17 protein-coding genes and 2 pseudogenes are annotated in these 19,222 nt (G+C 57.4%); 14 read left to right on the top strand and 5 right to left on the bottom strand.

The annotated features are described in order from the left end of the window. The 5 genes from virB10 to V7080_RS11475 form a co-directional block, all read left to right on the top strand. Nucleotides 1–975, top strand: a 975-nt coding sequence (gene virB10, locus V7080_RS11495) for a type IV secretion system protein VirB10 (protein WP_334188532.1), incomplete at its 5' end; no start/stop codon positions are given. Then, entirely contained in the window at nt 972–2,003 is a 1,032-nt protein-coding gene (virB11, locus tag V7080_RS11490; RefSeq protein ID WP_334188531.1) for a P-type DNA transfer ATPase VirB11, read from the top strand. The genes virB10 and virB11, both read left to right, overlap by 4 nt. Beyond that, complete coding sequence (locus V7080_RS11485) at nt 1,969–3,972, top strand: type IV secretory system conjugative DNA transfer family protein (RefSeq protein WP_334188530.1); 2,004 nt, start codon at nt 1,969–1,971, stop codon at nt 3,970–3,972. Before virB11 ends, V7080_RS11485 begins: the two co-directional genes overlap by 35 nt. A 7-nt stretch (nt 3,973–3,979) precedes the next feature. Next, complete coding sequence (locus tag V7080_RS11480; protein WP_334188529.1) at nt 3,980–4,486, top strand: hypothetical protein; 507 nt, start codon at nt 3,980–3,982, stop codon at nt 4,484–4,486. 58 nt (nt 4,487–4,544) lie between these two features. Next, on the top strand, nt 4,545–5,276 hold the full coding sequence (locus tag V7080_RS11475) for a TraX family protein (RefSeq protein WP_334188528.1): 732 nt from the start codon (nt 4,545–4,547) through the stop codon (nt 5,274–5,276). On the opposite strand, the gene V7080_RS11470 is transcribed toward V7080_RS11475, so the two are convergent. Both V7080_RS11470 and V7080_RS11465 read right to left on the bottom strand, forming a co-directional pair. Next, nucleotides 5,273–6,727, bottom strand: a complete 1,455-nt coding sequence (locus tag V7080_RS11470; RefSeq protein ID WP_334188527.1) for a relaxase/mobilization nuclease domain-containing protein — start codon at nt 6,725–6,727, stop codon at nt 5,273–5,275. The genes V7080_RS11475 and V7080_RS11470 overlap by 4 nt on opposite strands. Further along, the gene (locus tag V7080_RS11465; RefSeq protein WP_334188526.1) at nt 6,714–7,250 is read right to left on the bottom strand and encodes a hypothetical protein; all 537 of its coding nucleotides are present in this window, start codon (nt 7,248–7,250) and stop codon (nt 6,714–6,716) included. Before V7080_RS11465 ends, V7080_RS11470 begins: the two co-directional genes overlap by 14 nt. 374 nt (nt 7,251–7,624) lie before the next feature. On the opposite strand from V7080_RS11465, the gene V7080_RS11460 reads away from it, so the two are divergent. From V7080_RS11460 to V7080_RS11450, 3 genes are read left to right on the top strand one after another with little or no spacing between them, the layout of a single operon-like run. Then, nucleotides 7,625–7,978, top strand: coding sequence for a hypothetical protein (locus V7080_RS11460; protein ID WP_334188525.1), 354 nt, complete (start codon nt 7,625–7,627; stop codon nt 7,976–7,978). Beyond that, nucleotides 7,975–8,691 carry a StbB family protein gene (gene stbB, locus V7080_RS11455; RefSeq protein ID WP_334188524.1) on the top strand — a complete coding sequence of 239 codons (717 nt, stop codon included), beginning with the start codon at nt 7,975–7,977 and terminating at the stop codon, nt 8,689–8,691. The genes V7080_RS11460 and stbB overlap by 4 nt, the downstream gene beginning before the upstream one ends. Next, nucleotides 8,691–9,149: a hypothetical protein gene (locus V7080_RS11450; RefSeq protein WP_334188523.1), complete on the top strand. Its 459-nt coding sequence runs from the start codon at nt 8,691–8,693 to the stop codon at nt 9,147–9,149. Before stbB ends, V7080_RS11450 begins: the two co-directional genes overlap by 1 nt. 206 nt (nt 9,150–9,355) lie before the next feature. Here the strand turns inward: V7080_RS11450 and V7080_RS11445 are convergent, their stop codons facing one another. After that, nucleotides 9,356–10,234: a LysR family transcriptional regulator gene (locus V7080_RS11445; protein WP_334188522.1), complete on the bottom strand. Its 879-nt coding sequence runs from the start codon at nt 10,232–10,234 to the stop codon at nt 9,356–9,358. Between the two features lie 145 nt (nt 10,235–10,379). On the opposite strand from V7080_RS11445, the gene V7080_RS11440 reads away from it, so the two are divergent. The 4 genes and pseudogenes from V7080_RS11440 (at nt 10,380) to V7080_RS11425 (ending at nt 14,900) form a co-directional block, all read left to right on the top strand. Continuing rightward, entirely contained in the window at nt 10,380–11,360 is a 981-nt protein-coding gene (locus tag V7080_RS11440) for an NAD-dependent epimerase/dehydratase family protein (protein WP_334188521.1), read from the top strand. A gap of 346 nt (nt 11,361–11,706) precedes the next feature. Next, a complete protein-coding gene (locus V7080_RS11435; protein WP_334188520.1) occupies nt 11,707–12,111 on the top strand; it encodes an LEA type 2 family protein in 405 nt (134 codons plus the stop codon). A 365-nt stretch (nt 12,112–12,476) separates the two neighbouring features. Beyond that, nucleotides 12,477–13,834: pseudogene (locus V7080_RS11430) on the top strand (transposase). A gap of 184 nt (nt 13,835–14,018) precedes the next feature. Next, nucleotides 14,019–14,900: a DMT family transporter gene (locus V7080_RS11425; RefSeq protein WP_334188519.1), complete on the top strand. Its 882-nt coding sequence runs from the start codon at nt 14,019–14,021 to the stop codon at nt 14,898–14,900. A 479-nt stretch (nt 14,901–15,379) separates the two neighbouring features. Here V7080_RS11425 and V7080_RS11420 read toward each other — a convergent pair whose 3' ends face one another. Then, entirely contained in the window at nt 15,380–16,378 is a 999-nt protein-coding gene (locus tag V7080_RS11420) for a Bug family tripartite tricarboxylate transporter substrate binding protein (RefSeq protein WP_442947217.1), read from the bottom strand. A gap of 1,082 nt (nt 16,379–17,460) precedes the next feature. Between V7080_RS11420 and V7080_RS11415 the strand changes: the two genes are divergently transcribed. Continuing rightward, nucleotides 17,461–18,072 carry a GNAT family N-acetyltransferase gene (locus V7080_RS11415; protein ID WP_334188518.1) on the top strand — a complete coding sequence of 204 codons (612 nt, stop codon included), beginning with the start codon at nt 17,461–17,463 and terminating at the stop codon, nt 18,070–18,072. A 470-nt stretch (nt 18,073–18,542) separates the two neighbouring features. Then, nucleotides 18,543–18,656 (top strand): annotated as a pseudogene (locus V7080_RS11410) (transposase); the annotation flags it as partial. Between the two features lie 7 nt (nt 18,657–18,663). Here V7080_RS11410 and V7080_RS11405 read toward each other — a convergent pair. Then, nucleotides 18,664–19,222, bottom strand: a 559-nt coding sequence (locus tag V7080_RS11405; protein ID WP_334188517.1) for a TetR/AcrR family transcriptional regulator, incomplete at its 5' end; no start/stop codon positions are given.

The raw sequence follows: 19,222 nt of genomic DNA, 5'->3' as shown, positions 1-19,222 counted from the left end.
CTGCCGCCGATTGCCGCGCCACCCCCGCCACCGCCGATAACCGTCGCCATGGCGCCGCCGCTACCGGCACCGCCGCCCACACCACCCGCGCCGCCCATCCCCGTGCAGCGCGGCGCTCCCGCCGCAGCAGCAAAAGACAAACCGGTGCAAGACTGGACCGAACGAAAGATGGGCGGCAGCCTGCTTGTCGGTGACAGCGGGGCAGCAAACACAGCGAGCGCGGGAAGGGATGCCGCACCTGCGGCAGCACGTCCGATGGCAGGCGCAGAAGGCGCATCGTCGCTTTTTGGCGGTGACGCGACAGGCCGCTCCGGTGCCGGCAACGAGTTGGCGAACAGGTTGGAGCCGACGGTAACCAAAGGCGTGTCAGCGTCGCTGCTGGCCGACCGCAATTTCCTGCTCACGAAAGGCACAACACTCGACTGTGCGCTGGAAACGGCGCTCGACAGTTCGGTGCCTGGCATTGCAACCTGCCGCCTCACGCGGGACGTGTATTCCGACAATGGGCAAGTGCTGCTGCTGGATCGGGGCTCGCAACTGGTGGGCGAATATCAGAGTGGGGTAAAGCAGGGTCAGGTCAGATTGTTCGTGCTGTGGACCCGGGCAAAAACCCCCAACGGCGTCATCGTGTCATTGAATTCACCCGGCACCGATGCGCTCGGCCGCTCCGGCCTGGAGGGATGGGTCGACAATCACTTTGCAGAACGCTTCGGTACCGCCATCCTGCTTAGTCTGATCAAAGATACCGTCACGGCCATTGCCAATCGCAATGGGGGTGGCAGCGGCAGCACCAACAATTACTACGGCAATGCCGTCACCGGCGGGGAAAAAGTGGTCGAGAAAATTCTGGAATCGACCGTCAACATTCCACCTACCATCGTCAAAAACGGAGGCGATCACATCCAGGTCATGGTCGCGCGCGATCTCGATTTCAGTGCCGTCTACGTGTTGCAGCCCACACAAAGTGTGCCGTGAGCCAATCCGTCACCGTGCAAGAGGATGGGGATCGCCAGTCGTCGGAAATGCTGGGTGAATACCTGGCGCCGTTGCGGCCGTTTCTGGGTGATGCGTCGGTCACCGAGGTTGCCGTGAACCGGCCGCGGGAAATATGGACCGAATCGCGCGACGGCTGGGTGCGGCATGACGCACCGGCATTGACGTTCAATCACTGCCGTAGCCTCGCAACACTGATTGCCAGCTACAACGGCAAGTCGATTTCCGCGGAAAAATCGGTGCTGTCGGCGACACTGCCGCTGGGTGAGCGCGTGCAGGTCGTCATTCCTCCGGCGTGCGAGCCGCATACGGTATCGATCACGGTGCGCAAACCCGCCGTCATCGACAAAACCCTGGAAGAACTCGATGACGAAGGCGCGTTCATCGAATGCGTTGACGTGAGCAATGACATGCAGCCGTTCGAACACGAGTTGCTGCGTCTGCGCAAGGACAAGCGGATCAGGGATTTTCTGGATCTGGCGGTACGCACGCATCGCAATATCCTGATCGTGGGAAAAACCGGCTCCGGCAAGACGTCGGTTACGAAAAGCCTCACACGCAGCATTCCCGCCAGCGAGCGGCTGATCACGATCGAGGATGTGCACGAACTGTTTCTGCACCATCATGCCAACAAGGTGCATCTGTTTTACGGCCGCGAAGATGAAGGCGGCGCGCGGGTCTCGCCCAAGCAGGCGTTGGCGTCATGCCTGCGCATGAAGCCGGACCGCATCTTGCTGGCGGAATTGCGGGGCGACGAGTCGTGGGAATTCATCAAATCCATCAATACCGGGCACCCCGGGTCGATATCGACGATGCATGCGAATGGCGCATATGAAGCGTTCGAACAGTTAACGGCATTGATCAAGGATAGCCGTACCGGCGCTCATCTCGACACCGACTATATCAAGCACCGCTTGTTCACGACGATTGACGTGGTGCTCTTCTATCACAAGCGCAAATTGATGGAAATCTATTATGACCCGCATTCCCGGCGACCGCAGCTGGATTAACGCTGGCCGCATAGCCGCTGCCGCGATCGGCAGTATCGTGCTGTGGGCCTATCTGGCGGGCGGCATTTTTCTGCTGGCCTTCGGCCGCCGGTTCGACGACGCCACGCCGCTGACGCTGTACCAATACTGGTATTACTACGGCGCAATGGAGCAGGTTCAGGCGTGGTTGGCCATCGCCGCCGGCGTCACCGCGGCCGCACTCGTCGTACCGGGATGGTGGTTGTTCAGCCCGGCACAGCGCAGCCTGTATGGCGACGCGCGGTTTGCCAGTCGGCGCGACATCAAAAAGGCCGAATTGCTGGGGGACAAGGGCATCATTGTTGGCAGGATCGGAAGCCGCTACCTGATGTTTGACGGCCAGCAGCATGTGATCATTTCCGCACCCACCCGCAGCGGCAAGGGCGTCGGGATCGTAATACCGAACCTGCTCCATTGGCCCGACAGCGTCGTGGTGCTCGACATCAAGCAGGAAAACTGGGATATCACCAGTGGTGTGCGGCACCGGTATGGCCAGGAATGTTACCTATTCAATCCTGCCGCCACCGATTACCGCACCCACCGCTACAACCCGTTGTCCTACATCGCCGACGACCCCCATTTCCGCATCGACGATATTCAAAAGATCGGCAACATGCTGTTTCCTGATCAACCCGGCACCGACGTCATCTGGACCGCCACGCCGCGCACCTTTTTCCTCGGCGTGGTGCTGTATTTGCTCGAGACACCAGGCAAACCGGTGACGCTCGGTCAGGTGTTACGGGAAACGCTGAGCGCCGGCGATGGCGCCGCCTACTTTGCCCAATGCATCAACGACAGGGTCGCGGCTGGCACGCCGCTGTCGGATGCCTGCGTACGGGCGCTCAATACCTACCTTTCCATTGCTTCCGACAATACCCGCAGCGGCATCGTCGGCGGCTTTCGCTCGCGCCTGGAATTGTGGATGAACCCGCTGGTGGATGCGGCCACCAGCGGCAATGATTTTGATTTGCGCGATGTCAGAAGGCGGCGCATGTCGATCTACCTCGGGGTCACGCCCGACAACCTGGCGCGCATGGCGCCGTTGCTGAATCTGTTTTTCCAGCAGCTGGTGGACTTGAATACGCGCGAACGGCCGAACCGGAGCAAGGCCATCCAGTACACCTGTTTGTTGCTGATGGATGAATTTACCGCGATCGGCAAAATGCCGATCCTGTCAAAAGGCATCAGCTACATCGCCGGTTACCGGCTACGCATGATGCCCATCATTCAAAGTCCGGCGCAGCTGGTCGAAGTGTATGGCAAGGAAGCGGCGGCCAATTTTCAGACGAATCATGCGCTGCAGATCGTGTACCCGCCAAAGGCGTCGGAAACGGAGACCGCCCGGGATATCGCCGAATGGCTGGGCTACCAAACCGTGAAGGGCCGCTCCCAGTCAAAAGACCAGGCCCTGTTTTCCAGACGGTCGCCATCGGAAAACGTGTCGGACCAGCGCCGGGCACTGTTGCTGCCGCAGGAAATCACCGGGCTGGGACAGGACAGGCAATTGATCGTGCTGGAAAACACCCGGCCCATCCTCGCGCGCAAGGTATTGTTTTACAAGGACCGCGCATTCGTCGACCGCCTGCGCGAAGTGTCACCCAGCTTGCGCAGCATCCGGTGGACGATGCCGACGAAGATGCAACTCGACGCGGCCATCGCTACGGGCGAGCTGGCAGCGCCCGTTCCGATGATTCATGTCGACGCGCACCATCGGCTGACAGGCCAGCCCCCGGCGGCAACCGTACCGTCGCCGGGCCGGGCCGGCGGCGGTACGCAGGAACGGCCTGTCACGCCGGACGATATTGCCAGTCTGGCGAAGCTGACCCTATCGCAGTTCGCCATCGACTTTTCATCCGTGCGCGCGCCAGACGTCGGGCAACTGAACGAAGCGGCGTTGCATGCGTACGCCGATGACCTTTGCCGGCAAGCCGGCCTGACCCTTTCACTTTAAAGCGAGGTTGATCATGCAGGAAAATGACCCGCAACCGCCGTTGGAGCCGTCCGAACAAGACCAGGCCGCGTTGGCAAACCAGTCGCATGTTGCGCAAACGAACCAAGTTCAGAAGCCGAACAAGCGGGTTCGCACTGGTGACAATGTCGACAGCAAAGCACAGGGCGCGCAAGCGATGACCACTTCTGCGTCGACAAATGAACAAATGCGCCTTATGCGCATGGCACAAAGCTTCGTTTCAGAGTCGGCAGACAGGGCGGTGCGCCAGCATCCTGAACTGGCTGGCGCCCTCGCCTTGGCGGCGGCCATCGACCGCAAGGCCGACGCCGATGGCCTGTCGTCCGCGCAGCGCGAGATCGTCGCCGCGCGCGTGCGCCAGAACATGGTGGCCAGCATCGAGCGTGGCGAACTCCCGCAGGCGCATATTCGGCAGGAGCACGAAGTGACGCGGTCAGCAGTGACGTGGTCAGCAGTGCCGCGCACAGCAGGCGACGACAGCGAGTATTCTCGGTGAAAGCGACGCACGTGCAACAGCATTTTGCGCGTGCCGCGGACTCGGCCATTTGCATGCGATGAAACCCGGGGCAGATCCGTCGACCAAGATGGCGCAGCCGGCGCCAAGCGCGGTGACAGCGCCGGTCGTTATTCCTAGTGGCACGCTGGAAGCATTGAAATGGCTGGGGCTGGTGTTGATGACGCTGGACCATACGAACAAGTACTTGTTCGATGGCAAACTGCCAGTCGCCTTCGAAGCCGGACGACTGGCCATGCCGATCTTCGGCTTCGTCCTGGCGGCGAACCTCGCGCGGCAAGGCGCCTACGCGGCCGGTCTTTACGGCCGCACGATGCGGCGCCTGGCCCTCTATGGCGTCATCGCCACGCCCTTTTTCATCGCCCTGGCGGATAGAGTGGGCGGCTGGTGGCCGCTGAATATTCTGTTCATGCTATTGACGGCTGCCGGCGTCGCCGGTTTGCTGCAAAAGGATGGGATCGTCAATCGCATCGGGGCAATCGCATTATTTGCCATCGGCGGATCGGTGGTGGAATTCTGGTGGTTCGGGGTGGCCTTTGTACTGGCGGCGAAATGGTATATCACCTCGGCACGCGTGGCAGCGCTCGTCGTGTGCGCATTGCCGCTGGCTGGCTTGCAGCTGCTCGATAACGGCTTGTGGGCATTGGCGGCGCTGCCGCTGATGGTTGCCGCCCCGCATGTGGATCTGCGCTTGCCGCGCCTGCGTCGGGTGTTTTACCTGTATTACCCGCTGCACCTGGCCCTGTTATGGTTTGTCAAATCCATTCTCTAACGGTCGAGATCCTTGTGGATATCTTTATTGATCTCGTTGTTGATCTCTTTGGGCGCGGCGCGATCCGCTTCAATTTTTTGCGTCGGCTCGGACGGTGGCGTCACAGACGCTCGCCGGTCGTGCGCCTGGTCGATAGTTGTGGCGAATTGTTGCCGCAATTGCCGCTTCAATTGCTGTGCCCGGGTTTCGATCGCAGGCATCGCCGCGACGAAGGCGCGTATCTGGCTTGCCAGCAGGTGGTTTTCTGCCGTCGCACTGTGAACGGGCGTTATTGACTGGCGTTCTCCGGCAGTGCGAGCAGCGCCAGCTCGCGCCCGTCGCATTTCAGAATCGGCGCCAGCAGCCCATCCCACACGATCAGATGCATGCGAGTGCAATAGCATTGCAGCAGATCGTCGGACGCGAACCACAGGGCTGCCGGGCACGTCTCGCACGCCGGCGAAGGCGCCGGCCGGTGCTGCGGATCCAGTGCGTTCAACGTCGGACTGATATAACGCGGCTGCCCGCTGCCCTGCCCGTGCGCGCTCGATGCTGATGCGGTCATAGTCGGGTCGTTCATTGCGGATGTCTTTCTGCTCGAAGGTTAAGCGCGGGCGTTCCCCCTGGAGTGCATCGGCGGCCCTCAGCCATGCATCGCGCACCTTGCACTGGCGCACGTAAGTCGCCGCCTCCCAGGGTTTCATTGTGGAGGATGCCGCGTCACCTTGCGTCATTTCTTGCGCAGCACTCTTGACCCGGGCTGCGATGACCCGCGGCACGCGGGGTGGGTGCGTGTTGTCTCCGCGCTCGATATGCCGGATGACACTCGGTTGCGCCTTTTGCACCACACCGCGCGCGCGACGCGGGGTCGCCTCCGCTGCGATGCCGATGGCACGCAGGCGCTCGGCAAACGTCTGGCGCCAGAGGTGCGGATCGCCTTTCGCGACCTGGAGCATCCGGCCATCGAAGCCGCGGCACTTGACTGTGACATGCGCATGGGGATGCGGTTCATCGGTATGCAACGCAAAGACGTATTCATGATTACGACCGAACGTGGATCGGGCAAATGCGCGTACCGCTTGCTGCACCGCCTGCGGGTCGGTGCCTTCCGGCATGGACAACACGACCTGCATGGTATCGCGCTGCTGTTTGTGGCGCCGGCATTCGCCGAAGTCGCTTTGCCAATCCTTGAACAATGCGGTTACTTCGTCGCGACCGTGAAAGCGCTCGCCGCGATCATTTTCGAGGTCAACCTTGCCATGGCGGCTGACGTAATCCAAATGGGCTTTGACATGACCGGCGCCTTTGGCAAATCCGGTGACTTTCACCATCACTTCCGGCGTACCGCTTGCGACCCGCTTTGCCTGATCACGCATGCCGCCTGGTGATGCATGCAATTGTCCGGTGGTATTGGCCCGGCGCTTGACCGGTGCCGTCAGCGCCTTGCCGAGCTCGGTGTCAATCCAGGCCATCCGGCGCTCCCCAGGCATGTTGGCTGGCGCGCACAAGGCGTTGGATCGTGATGCGGTTCTGCAGGATGGCGTTTGCAAGGCCGGGAAGCCCGTCCAGCGGCACCTTGTCGACCCGTTGAAATGCGTCATTGCGCAATTGCGCCATCCGGTTCAGATGGCGGCCGATCGCCGCCAGTTCGCGATTGCTGGTGCGCAAACAGTGCAGTTCGTCCGTCGTCATCACCGGTAGCTTAGTCAGGTGGGACTGGACCAGTGCAGCAACCCAGCGGCTGGACGCCATGCCTTTGGCTTGTGCGCGTTCACCGACGCCGTCGACCAGAAAACGGGGCATGCGCACGGTCATGCGGACGACCTCCGCATTGTCCGGCTCTGGCAGCGTCCTGTCCATGGCGGATTCGTTGTCGTCGGTAATCGCCAAGACGACCGCGCGCAGGAGTTCTGATTCTGACAGGTGCCGCTCTTTTGCCATCGCCTGGAATCGGGCTTTGGCGGTGGGCTCGACGAGAGTCTTGAGCACAGGCATGGGAGGACCAGAGAGAGAGAGAGAGATGGGATATGCCACACCACTGTACCAGAGCGCAGCGCATTTACGAATCCTGCCTTCACCTTATCTCCACCTTCCCTTGAACTTATGCTGAACTACTTTAGTCAAGCATACACATCGCGGTACATGCAGAAGACATATGAACAGCATCGTAGAACACAATGTGACCACAACCTGATCGGCTCTCATGCAATGTAAAACACCACGCGATCAAGAATCAAGCAATGGTCGGCGTGCGCGCCTGTTGACCACGCCTTATGGATAAACAAACAATATCTAGGCGACTTCAGGCGCTGGCGCAAAATAATCAGAAACGTTCCAAGGCAGCACGCTTGCGGGAAATATTCGACGACGTGGAAACCACATTGGCGGCAGGGGTGACGCACGCAGCGGTGCTGGCGGAACTCAATGCGTGCGGACTGGACTTGTCGCTGGCCACTTTCAACACGATGTTGCAACGCCTTCGCCGCCAACGGAACAAAAGCGCGACGGCACCGCCGCGAAACACATCCGGCATTGCGGTGTCTGCCGACAGCGCCGTCGATTGCGGCGCTTTATCGGCGTCCAATCTAGACAACAGCGCAACGACAATGGCTACCCGATCGGAAAACACGGGCTCGCACGACCCGGCGCAACTGGACGCGATTTTCAATAGCACGCCGGACCTGGCGGCATTAGCCAAACTCGTCAAAAAGAGGATCTCATGAAGGTAGCCGTTATCAACTTTTCGGGAAACGTGGGTAAAACCACCGTTGCCGCCCATCTGCTGAAACCTCGCATGGGTGACGCACCGATTTTTTCGATCGAATCGCTCAATATGGATGCGTCGGCCGATGGCATCGACGTTGAAAAAATGCGGGGCAGGAAATTCGGGGAATTGCAGGAACAGTTGATGCTGCTGGACGCGGCCATCATTGATGTAGGGGCATCCAACGTCGAAGAGTTTCTCAAACTGATGCAGCAATACGCCGGCTCGCACGAGGAATTCGATTTTTTCATCGTGCCCGTCGTCAAGGAAAAGAAGCAACTCGCCGATACCGTCAACACCATCCGGGCCTTGGCGCGCATTGGCATTGCCCGCACCAAGATTCGCACCCTGTTCAACAAGCTGGATATCGATGAATCGGTGACGGAAGAATTTGCCCCGCTATTCGGCCTGGCCGCGTCGGAAAAGTCGTTCACACTCAATCCATCGGCCATCATCCATGCCAACGACGTGTTCGAAAAACTGAAAGATGTCGGCAAGTCGCTGGGCGACATTACCGCCGACCCGACCGATTACCGCGCCCGGCTGCGAGCGAGTACCAGCGACGACGAGAAGGAATACTGTGTTCGCATGGTCGCGCTGAAACGCCTGGCCGTCACGGCAAACAAGAATCTTGACGATGCATTTCGCGCAGTCTTTCCCAAAGTTCACTGATGGCTGGGCCGCGCACCACCCGCGAAGCGTTGATGGTGGAATTGCTGGGCGACGTCGATGCGTTGCTGGCACGTGTCGAACAGTTGCCGCACGCGGTGATGAAAGCCGAATCCGCGCTACGCGCCACCGTGACCGCGCTCGAGGATGCGGGCGATCAATATCGCATCGCAGTGACGGCGTTCAATGAACAGGCGAAGGCGGAATTAACCCAACACCTGGACCGCAAAGCCGCGGAAGTGACGTCGAAAACCGTCGATGAACAGCGCGCGGCGTTGCAGAGTGCCGCAAGGGCCGCATTTGCGTCGGCCACGGCTGACAATGCAGCACAACTGCGTATCAGCCCCGATCGCGTAGCAAACCACTACCAGCGCACGAGCAAGCTGCGTTGGATCGAACACGGCATGACCGCCCTGCTTGCGTCGCTGCTGACCGCGGCCATGATGCATTTATTAAACTAGCAGGAAAATGCGCGCGGCCGTCTGATTGCATCACGGTCCTTGGTTTCCTCATCGTTCTTTGTCATTCCCCGTTCCTCCGCGTTTTCCGGTGTCAGGCAGGCCGACAATCCGCAAAACGGCGCGACGAACACGCAATCCGTATTGTGCAACCACGTCGCCCGTCAGCAAGTAGGCCCGACCAAAGGAGGTTGGGCCGATGTGCGGTCTCATGCCTGAGAAACGCCGGCGAGCGCGTCAGCCAAGAAGTCAAACACGGCTCGGATGCGCGGCACGCTGCGCAACTCGCGGTGTGCGGTCAGCCATACCGGCAACTCTGGCAAGGCCTGGTTTTCAAGGATCTGTTGCAACTGCGGAAATTGCCGAGCCACGTGCTTCATGCCGATGCCTGCACCAAGCCCAGCCAGTACCGCTTGCCATCCGACGATCTGGTTATCGGTACGAAAGACGAACAGGGATTTGCCGACGTTGAAGCCGGCCTGGCGAAATCCTTCAATGAGCTGGTTTGACTGGTCAAAGCCAACCCAATCGAGTTGCTCCAATGCTTGCGGAAGGCTGATCCGGTGATGCAACGCAAGATAGTCCCGCCGAGCAAAGAACCCCAGTTCGTATTGCGCCACCTTGCGCGTTACCACGCCTTGCTGCTTTGGCCTGACCATTCGGATCGCGATATCGGCTTCGCGTGTGAGCAGATTATCGATCGCGTTTGAGGCAACAAGCTCAATCTGGACAGCGGGATACATCGCCCGCAGCCGGACAAGAATTGGTGGCAGCACATAGGCAGACATGATTTCGCTTGCCGTTAGCCGGACGGTGCCGGCAATTGCTTCATGACGGACGGTTGCGGCGATGCTTGCCCCCTGTGCTGCACCGAGCATGCGCCGAACCGGCTCCAGCAACGCAGTGCCGGCCTCGGTTGGCTTGAGACCCCGTGGCAACCGTTCGAACAGGGCCACGCCGAGCGTCGATTCAAGCGTCGCGATTTGGCGCGACAACGTCGGCTGGCTGACGCCGAGCAGACTGGCTGCACGGGTAAGCGACCCTCGGTCGGCAACGAAGTAAAACGCCTTGAGGGCATTCCAATCCATGCGCTGTGGATCAAGGAACGGCTGCGTCCCGGCCTGCATTCTGGTATTCAATTTTGAATAGCTGTTATTTAACTATGCGTATTGTGGTGCTCTTCCGCCAGACTGACAATAGCGCCATATCACCTGCATCACCACTGGAGCCAGCATGCAATCCCATTCCACCCCCGGCGTATTGATTCTTGGGGCAAACGGCCGCTTTGGCAGTGCCGTAACGAACGCATTCCACAATGACGGTTGGCGCGTGTTTGCACAGAGCCGCTCGCCGCTGAGGATGCCTGCGCATGACGTTACCGCAATAATCTGTGACGCATTGGATACCCAGGCGGTGCTGCAAGCCGTTTCTGGACAGATCGACGTTGTCGTGAATGCGTTGAATCCTCCCTATACCGAATGGGACCGGCGTGTTCCCGCACTTGGCCAGGCAGCGCTGCATCTCGCTGGCAGTACGGGCGCCTTGCTGATGTTGCCCGGCAATGTTTATAACTTTGGTTCGCAATTGCCCGCAGTGCTGGAGGAACAAACGCCGCAGCCCGCTGACACCCCGAAGGGCAGGATCCGCTTGGCGTTGGAACAGGCAATGCGCGCATCGGCAGCGCAGGGTACGCGCAGCGTGGTTATCCGGGCGGGTGATTTCCTTGGCGGCACCGGCCCCGGCACCTGGATGGACATGGTCATTGCGAAGGATCTTGGCAAAGGCAGGCTGGTGTACCCCGGGCCGCTGGGGCTGGAACATGCGTGGGCGTACTTGCCAGACCTGGCCAAGGTGTTCGTGGCGGTTGCCAGACGCCGTGACGCGTTACCGCCGCATGAGGTATTCCATTACGGCGGCCTGACATCGACCGGCATGGCAATGACCGATGCGCTCATACACTGCGCAGGCCGGCCGCTCCAGGTCAGGCAGTTGCCATGGTGGCAGCTGCGCCTGGCATCCCCATTCTCGCCCATGCTGCGCGCCATTGTGGAAATGCGCTATTTATGGCAACGGCCGCATCGGTTGTCGGAGGACAAGCTTGCAACATTGATCGGGACGGTGCCGCGCACGGAGTTGCATGAAGTCATGCGCGCTGTATTGGCGGGTGATGGTGTGATTGAAAAAGAGGCTGCGCCCTTTCATTCGCCATCGTAGGCGCCGTAATTCGATGCTAAGCTGGCTATGGGAGGAAAGAAAGGCATGTCGCTTTCGCCGATTCTGTTGCCACTGTGCATAACGACAGAATTCAGTTCTGAACACCACTGTCGATGCGCCTTTGCGACTTATAACGAGTGAAGTGCACCTCTGCGAGCCAGAGCAAGCGTGAAACGTAAAACTCTAACCGACCTAGGCACTGAGCGTTCCATCCAAACGCTTTCTAATCGCGACGGAGATCATCGTGTCAATTGTTCGGAACGCGCTGCTCGTACTCCTTGCCTTCGGAGTGCTTCTACTGGGTGGTTGTGCCAGCTTTCAAGGCCGCGAACCCCTTGAGATATCCATGGTGAGCGTTGAACCGCTTGAGGGTGAAGGGTTTGAGCTGCGAATGCTGGTCAAGTTGCGAATTCAAAATCCGAATGACTCGCCGCTGGACTTCAACGGCGTGTCAGTCGCGATGGATGTGCAAGGCAAGCGCTTTGCTACTGGCGTTAGTGACGCTGGTGGCAGCGTACCGCGCTTTGGTGAGATGGTTGTTGCCGTCCCGATGAGTATTTCGGCATTCCGCGTGGCGGGCCATGTCATGGGCATCGTGGGCCAGATTATGGGCGGTGGGACCAGCGAATACCATGGGAAGCTCGCATATACGATGACCGGAAAACTCGCCGGGCCAGCGTTCTATAGCAGGCAATTCAAATCGACAGGGGAGTTTACGTTGCCTGCGAAAATCTTCCAAAGCGATAGTTGAGCCGCCCGAGTGCTCGCATTAGCGCCGCACAATACGCGCTTGCTTGGCGGTTGAAACTTGACGATTGATATTTCAAGGCTGATGGTCCTTATATGTCGCCCCTTAACCTGGCGGTCGTATTGGACGCGCTGCAAACCTGCGCGCGTGAATGGCCTGCATAGAGCCCGCAGCGCGCCGCATCCCTGCACATTAAAACCTCCGCTTTTGGGAAATTCTTTCGACGGCTTTGGGTCGATCGCAGACGTTCCCCATTGCGTCCCGATGAATTAGCCGTAAGTCCGCTTTCGGCTGATTCTGTTGAAAAAGGCTTGAAGAGGAGCGGCAGAGGATTACGGTATAGGCTGCACTGTTGGCAGGAGGCGGCCATGATGGGGCATCAAATTGCAAAGCGGGAACGCATCGTTGCGCTGAGTCTTGAGGATTACGTTCCGCCTAACCACTTGCTGCGACTGATTGACCGTTTTCTCGATCTGCGGGACCTTCGCGGCCATCTGACCAGCTTCTACAGCAATATCGGTCGACCTTCGATTGATCCGGAACTGATGATCCGTATGCTCATCATCGGTTATTGCTACGGCATCCGTTCCGAGCGCCGTCTCTGCGAAGAAGTCCAGCTCAATCTGGCGTACCGCTGGTTCTGCCGCCTGGGCCTGCAAGATGCGGTGCCTGAACATTCCAGCTTTTCCAAGAATCGGCATGGCCGCTTTCGTGATAGCGATGCATTCCGCCATTTGTTTGAGATGGTCCTGAGTCGTTGCATTGCTGAAGGCCTGGTCGGCGGTGAAGGCTTTGCAGTGGACGCCAGCACGGTCAAGGCCGATGCCAGCCGGCAGAAACAATCCGACGGGCGTGATCCGGATGATTGGCACGGCGGAGGACCTGTGAGCCGCGCGGTCAGGGAATATGTCTCGGCACTCGATGCCACCGTTTCTCCGGCCACACAGCACGCAAGATATCGCTGACTGATCCTGCCTCACGCTGGACGGCCGCTCCCGGTGGCCCCGCCTTCTTTGCTTACTCCACGAATTACCTGGTCGATCTGCAGGCGGCCATCATCATGGATGTCGAGGCGACTCCCGCAGTAAGTTCGGATGAAGTGGCGTGCACCCGTACCATGATAGACCGGGTCAAGCAGCGCTTTGACATCAAGCCACATCGACTGGTCGGTGACACCGCCTATGGCACGGCATCGCTTTTGGGCTGGATGTTCAATGACAAGCAGATTGAGCCCCATGTGCCGGTGTGGGACAAGTCCGAACGGCAGGATGGCAGCTTAAGCAGGTCTGATTTCACCTACGATCCTGATGAGGACTGCTACCGATGCCCGACCGGTGTGCTCCTGAGGACAACCGGACAGGCAACAGCAGAGGACGCGTTACTGTACCGAGCGAGCAAGTTCGCTTGTGAGGGCTGCGCATTCAAACCAATGTGCTGCCCGAATACACCGTCACGTAAGATCCCACGCAGCATTCATGAAGGGGCACGGGACGTGGCCCGGTCTATTGGCCAGACAAAGGAGTATCAAAATTCACGCCGGCACAGGAAGAAAGTGGAAATGCTGTCTGCCCATCTCAAGCGCATTCTGAAGCTGGATCACCTGCGCTTGAGGGGACTAACCGGCGCGTACGACGAGTTCTTGCTGGCAGCGACAATACAGAACTTGCGGCGCATGGCTAAAACGCTGGGAAGGACGTTTCTACAAGAAGGTACTCAACCCGCGTGAGCCGCTGACGGGCCAGGCAGAGCCATGACCAGCACTTAAACCAACTGCCATTTCACTCACTCGTGCAATGGCACGCCACTACCCACGTTTCTTCCGAACTTTTTCAACACAATCGGCCAGCACCAGACATTCCTGATGTCCAAGAGTAAGATTTGGTTTTTAATTTTCCGAAACAGCCCATACCTTGATCAACCTGAATCCACGTTCCATCGGGCTACTTTGTCTCGTTGTAACCTCCGTAGGGTGGGGACTAAACTGGCCAGCAATGAAGTTCCTGCTGAAGGAATGGCCTCCGTTGTTTGCAAGAGGAACTTCCGGGTTGTGTGCCGCAGCCCTGATCGCCATTGTCGCCGTAAAGGCTGGCCAAAGCTTGGCAGTGCCACACCATCTGCGGGGCAGACTTGCTCTTGCTGCTTTCCTCAACATCTTTGCCTGGATGGGATTCTCAACGCTGTCTATGCGCTGGTTGAATGCAGGGCAAGGTGCACTTCTTGTCTATACCATGCCAGTGTGGGCGACTCTTATGGCCTGGCCTTTTCTCGGCAAAAGACCGACCATGTCGAGTATTGGCGGCCTGGTTCTCTGCCTCTCAGGAATCGCGTTGTTGTTTGCTGGAGCTAACTCCGGGATCCGATTAGATCAAGCTGTCGGCGTAATGTTTGCGTTGGGGGCGGCCTCGCTGTTTGCATTTGGCACCATCGTTTTGAAGCCCTTGCCTATTCCTCCGCTCACCTCAGTCACATGGCAACTCTTGATAGGCTGCTTGCCGATGATGCTTTTCGGTGTGGTTGCTGAACATCCCGATTTACATGCACTAAGTGGTAAAGGCTTTGCAGTCATGGTGTACATGACACTTGTTCCAATGGGCGTATGTTATGTCACATGGTTTGCTGCCCTTCAGCGTTTGCCACCTGCATTGGCTTCCATAGCAACTCTCCTGACACCGGTAGTTGGAGTCCTCGCAGCCGCAGTAAGCCTTGGTGAGCCCCTCGGCATAAAAGAAGTCTTGGCAATGACGTTGACGCTTGCCGGAGTCACCTTGGCATTGCACACTTCCAGAACCTAGACCAAAATCCCAATCTTCGACGTTCAATGAAGCAGCTCATTTTCACAAAAGCTCATGCGCTTGTGTAGAAAAAAATATATATGAATGCATACATAAAAGGCTATTGAACTAACATCCTTTTAACGTTCACTGCATCCATATCGCCTCGGCGATCCACTGCTTTAACATAACCGGCGCGTCGGTTCAATCGATATGGCATCCAATGCGGGGTCACTGTCTAGAAAAGCTTTAAGCTTGTATTCGAATCGATTGCTATGGGAGGAATCGCTTCGCGTCGAGAAAGTAACGAGCAGCCATCTTCAAATTGTAGTGAAATGTAATAGAAGAAACCTCCCGCTGTGCAGAAAGACCTTTCGGCTACGAACGGCGATGGGATGCCCACTTGCAGTGGAGATCCTGTGAAAGGATCTCCACTGCAAGGATGCAAAGGAAGGAGGTTAAGATGAGTAGCGGGACCCGCCACTCTCATGCTGATTTGCCTAGTTGCCCGTGATGTTGTTGTCGCGGATGACCTTGCCCCAACGTTCGTAATCCGACTGCATGCGGTTCGTCAACTGTTGTGGTGACTGATACTGCGCCACCGTCCCTGCAGCCAGCATTTTCGCCTGCACGTCCTTGTCAGCGAGAGCGGTCTGCAATTCCTTGGACAGACGTGCGACGATCTCCTTGGGCGTTCCAGCCGGTGCCAACACGCCGCCCCATGAACTTGCATCGAAGCCGGGGAAGCCCTGTTCGGCAACCGTTTTTACGTCCGGCGTAAAGGCGACCCGGCTGGCGGACCCGACAGCGATCGGACGCAGCTTGCCGGCCTTGATGTGCGGCAGGGCGGCAATCATATCGGAAAACATCATCGTTACCTGGCCACCGAGCAGATCCTGGATTGCCGGCGCGCTTCCCTTGTAGGGGATGTGCTGAATATCGAACTTACCAATATTCTTTAGCAGTTCGGTCGATAGATGGCCAAAGCTGCCGTTGCCGGCGCTGGTGTAGTTCATCGTACCGGGTTGTGTCTTGGCTTTTGCAACGTACTGCTGCAGGTTTGTTACATCCGGCAGTTGTTCGGGATTGACAACCATGACGATCGGCAGCTCATATGCGCCTCCAATGGGCGTGAATTCCTTGAACAGGTCCGCATTCTTTCGCCCCGTCAAGTGTGGCACCAGGAGTGTCGGTGTCGCCAGCACCATCAGTGTGTAGCCGTCCGGTGTAGTCTTGGCAACGGCCTCCGCGGCGATCATACCTGAGACGCCGGGCCGGTTTTCAACGATCATTTGCTGCTTGAGGTTATCGCCCATTTTCTGGGCAATAATCCTCGCGGCGGTGTCGGTCGGTCCGCCCGGCGGAAAGGGGACGACAAGTCTCACAATCCGGTCAGGATAGGCTTGTGCAAATGCGCCGGTCGCTATGACTGACAGCACGGCGCCAAAAAAAGCACGGCGCAAACGTTGCCGCGTCCGCCCCCAGTCATCCATGCGCATCAGTGTCATGGGTCGTTGAGTTCGTTCACTCTTGGTTTTCAGTAAAAACATACCTTGTCCATTTGCAATAGCGTTTCCAACGCGTTAATAAATTCGAAGCCAAAATCATGCTACCAGAATGATCAAAGAACTGTTTGCTACTTAGCCTACTATAAAGCCTCACTGCCTATGAAGAGCGTGGATGCATTCGGGAACGCATGCAATTATGCGGACGATTAAGTGGGTTGCGATAAACAATCCCGTACAAAGCAAAAAGCAGAACTGCTGGATTGGTTGATGAAGATACTGACACTGCTGCGCTTTTCCGCCGGTGAAGGACGCAGGCTGGCGACACAAAGACGGGGGCAATAGCCGTCATGTGAGCAGTAGAGCGATGCTTGGGAAACCTTCTCGCGGGTCAGTGCTACTCTTTGTGCTCCTTGTTGCGATGTTTGCTATCGAAGTGACGGCATAGGACCAAATCCGATTGAGCCAATCGGCGCCATCTTTCAATGCCTTGAATAGTGCTGTCGTAAGGCTCTGTCCGTATCGGGGCGATACTCGCCGAATCGAAGTTTATTCGCAGATATCTTTAGCTCAAGTAGTGACGAGATCTATGCCTGGGCAAACTTTAATCGCGAGCAGAACAGAAGTCATTGCACTGCCAAGGATTGAATTGCAGCTACTGCTGTTTATACAAAAGAGTTTGTAGGCGATTTTGACAATCGTGCTTGATATGAAGGTGCGTACTTCCGATCCTTCCATTGTCTATGAGATCGTTTAGTCATAAATGCGGATGTACTATCTCGGCAGATGGAGGTAAATGCATTCAGCTCATAGACAGTAACGTATCAGGTGTTCATTGCGACGCAATTGGTGAATTCACTTGATATTTCGGTTTGACCAGTTTGGGATGAGTCTTGATTCACGGTGATTTGTCAAAGGATGTACATGCATTATTGCGTCAAAGCCGGGATTTGCGCGGCTTGCGTCGGATCAACCGACCGCTTGCGGACTTGCTGTCATGCATGCCGGGTAGTTTTGTCCGTTTAAATGCCGCCAGGCTTCCCAAGATTTTGGATAATTCCTGTTGGAGGTAAACCATGGCAACACCGATGATCAGGACCGCTACGACATCTGATGAAGCTTTAGCCATTGCCCCCGTGGTTCTGGCGTTTAGCACGGACCCTGCTGCGCGTTGGACTTGGCCTGATCCTCAGCAGTACCTGATGCATTTCCCCAACTTCGTCAAGGCATTGGGAGGCAACGCGTTTGCCCACAGGAGTGCCTACTACGTGGACGATTATGCCGGGGCGGCGCTATGGCTGCCGCCAGAAGTCAGCCCTGACGAAGACACACTGATCACACTGGTGCAACGCACAGGGTCTGCGTCGGTGCAAAAGGACGTCTTTGGAGTCTTTGAACAGATGGGGCGCTATCATCCCCAGGAGCCGCATTGGTATTTGCCATTCATTGGAATCGACCCATCCCAACAGGGAAAAGGCTACGGCGCGGCGTTAATGAAACATGCTCTGATTCCGTGCGATCGCGACCATATACTGGCTTATCTTGAATCCAGCAACCCAAAGAACATTCCCCTCTATGAGCGGCACGGGTTTGAGTTGTTGGGCACCATTCAAGTGGGGGCGTCGCCACCCATCTTTCCAATGCTCCGCAAGCCACGGGTGACGAGAACAGCATTCCCAGACCGATGAGTGGCAGACACAGTTCAACAAGGCAGTAGAGCGGACGTACCGTATGACGGATTTACCTGCGTTCGGATATCAGTGAGACGCGCCCGCCCATCAAGGCTAGGGTTAAGCATAGTGATATTTTGCTTTGGATCGATAGCGGCCTGTAGTAAAAGGCAGCAATCGGCCAAGAGCGGTCAGTCATCCGATATCAATAAAACGCTAATCTGTTCGTTCACAGTCCCGCCGATTGGCACCCAAACCGATCGGCTATCCTCTAATTGAAAGAAATATTGATCCAAGTTATTTCTCCCCTACGATTTTGCTTACTTCTTTTGCGACATCAAGAAAAGCGCGGGCGGTCGTGCTCACTTCGTGGGACCGCGTCGCTAGCACTAGTTCAGTCATAGCGGTTGAATTTTCAATCAACCGAAAGCATGTGTCTGGACTGGCCCGAGTCCGACAGACATCGCTGGCCTATGATTGGAGGTGTTATGTGCGGTAAGCGGTACACAGAAGAATTTAAGGCAGAAGCCGTCACGCAGGTGACCGAACGTGGCCACCCTGTGGCCGAGGTGGTAAGCCGGCTCGGGGTGTATCAACACACTGAGCCCCTTAGGCTTCCTCGACAATAAGCCGGGTGGTACGATCGTTCAAGAAGTCTTGCCCCTTCGTTGCCCAATTGATTAAGCTGGAGCCTTCCAATGCGCTCAACAACAGGAATGCCTTCTGCCTGGCCCCGCAGCCACATGGAATCTCCCCACGGCCAATCCCTTGTTCCAAGATTCTAGTAAGCCACGTTAGCTGCATGTCGAAAAAGCGGTGCGTGAGCTGCTGCAGACCCGACGGCAACGCAGACATTTCTGCAGCCAGCGCGCCACACAATGGCAACAGCCCGCCGTCACTGCTGGCTTGAAAGCGCCGGGTGAATGCCCCCAATCGAGCGATCACATCCTGATGCTGCCGCTCGATGCAATCGAAGTCGTCTTGCATCCGGACAAGATGATTTTCGATGATAGCGGTTCCCAAATCTTCCTTGGTTGGAAAATAGTGATGGATGCTCGCCTTCCTGATACCCACTGTTTCAGCAAGATCTGCATAGCTGAAGGCCGCATAACCCTTTGTGCGCATCAGGCTCTCTGCGGTTTGTACTAGAGCATCACGTGTTCCAACT

Source organism: Noviherbaspirillum sp. (genome assembly GCF_036846085.1).
GTDB lineage: Bacteria > Pseudomonadota > Gammaproteobacteria > Burkholderiales > Burkholderiaceae_D > Noviherbaspirillum.
The sequence above is the reverse complement of the archived record's forward strand: the minus strand, read 5'-3'. Positions and strand labels throughout refer to the sequence as shown.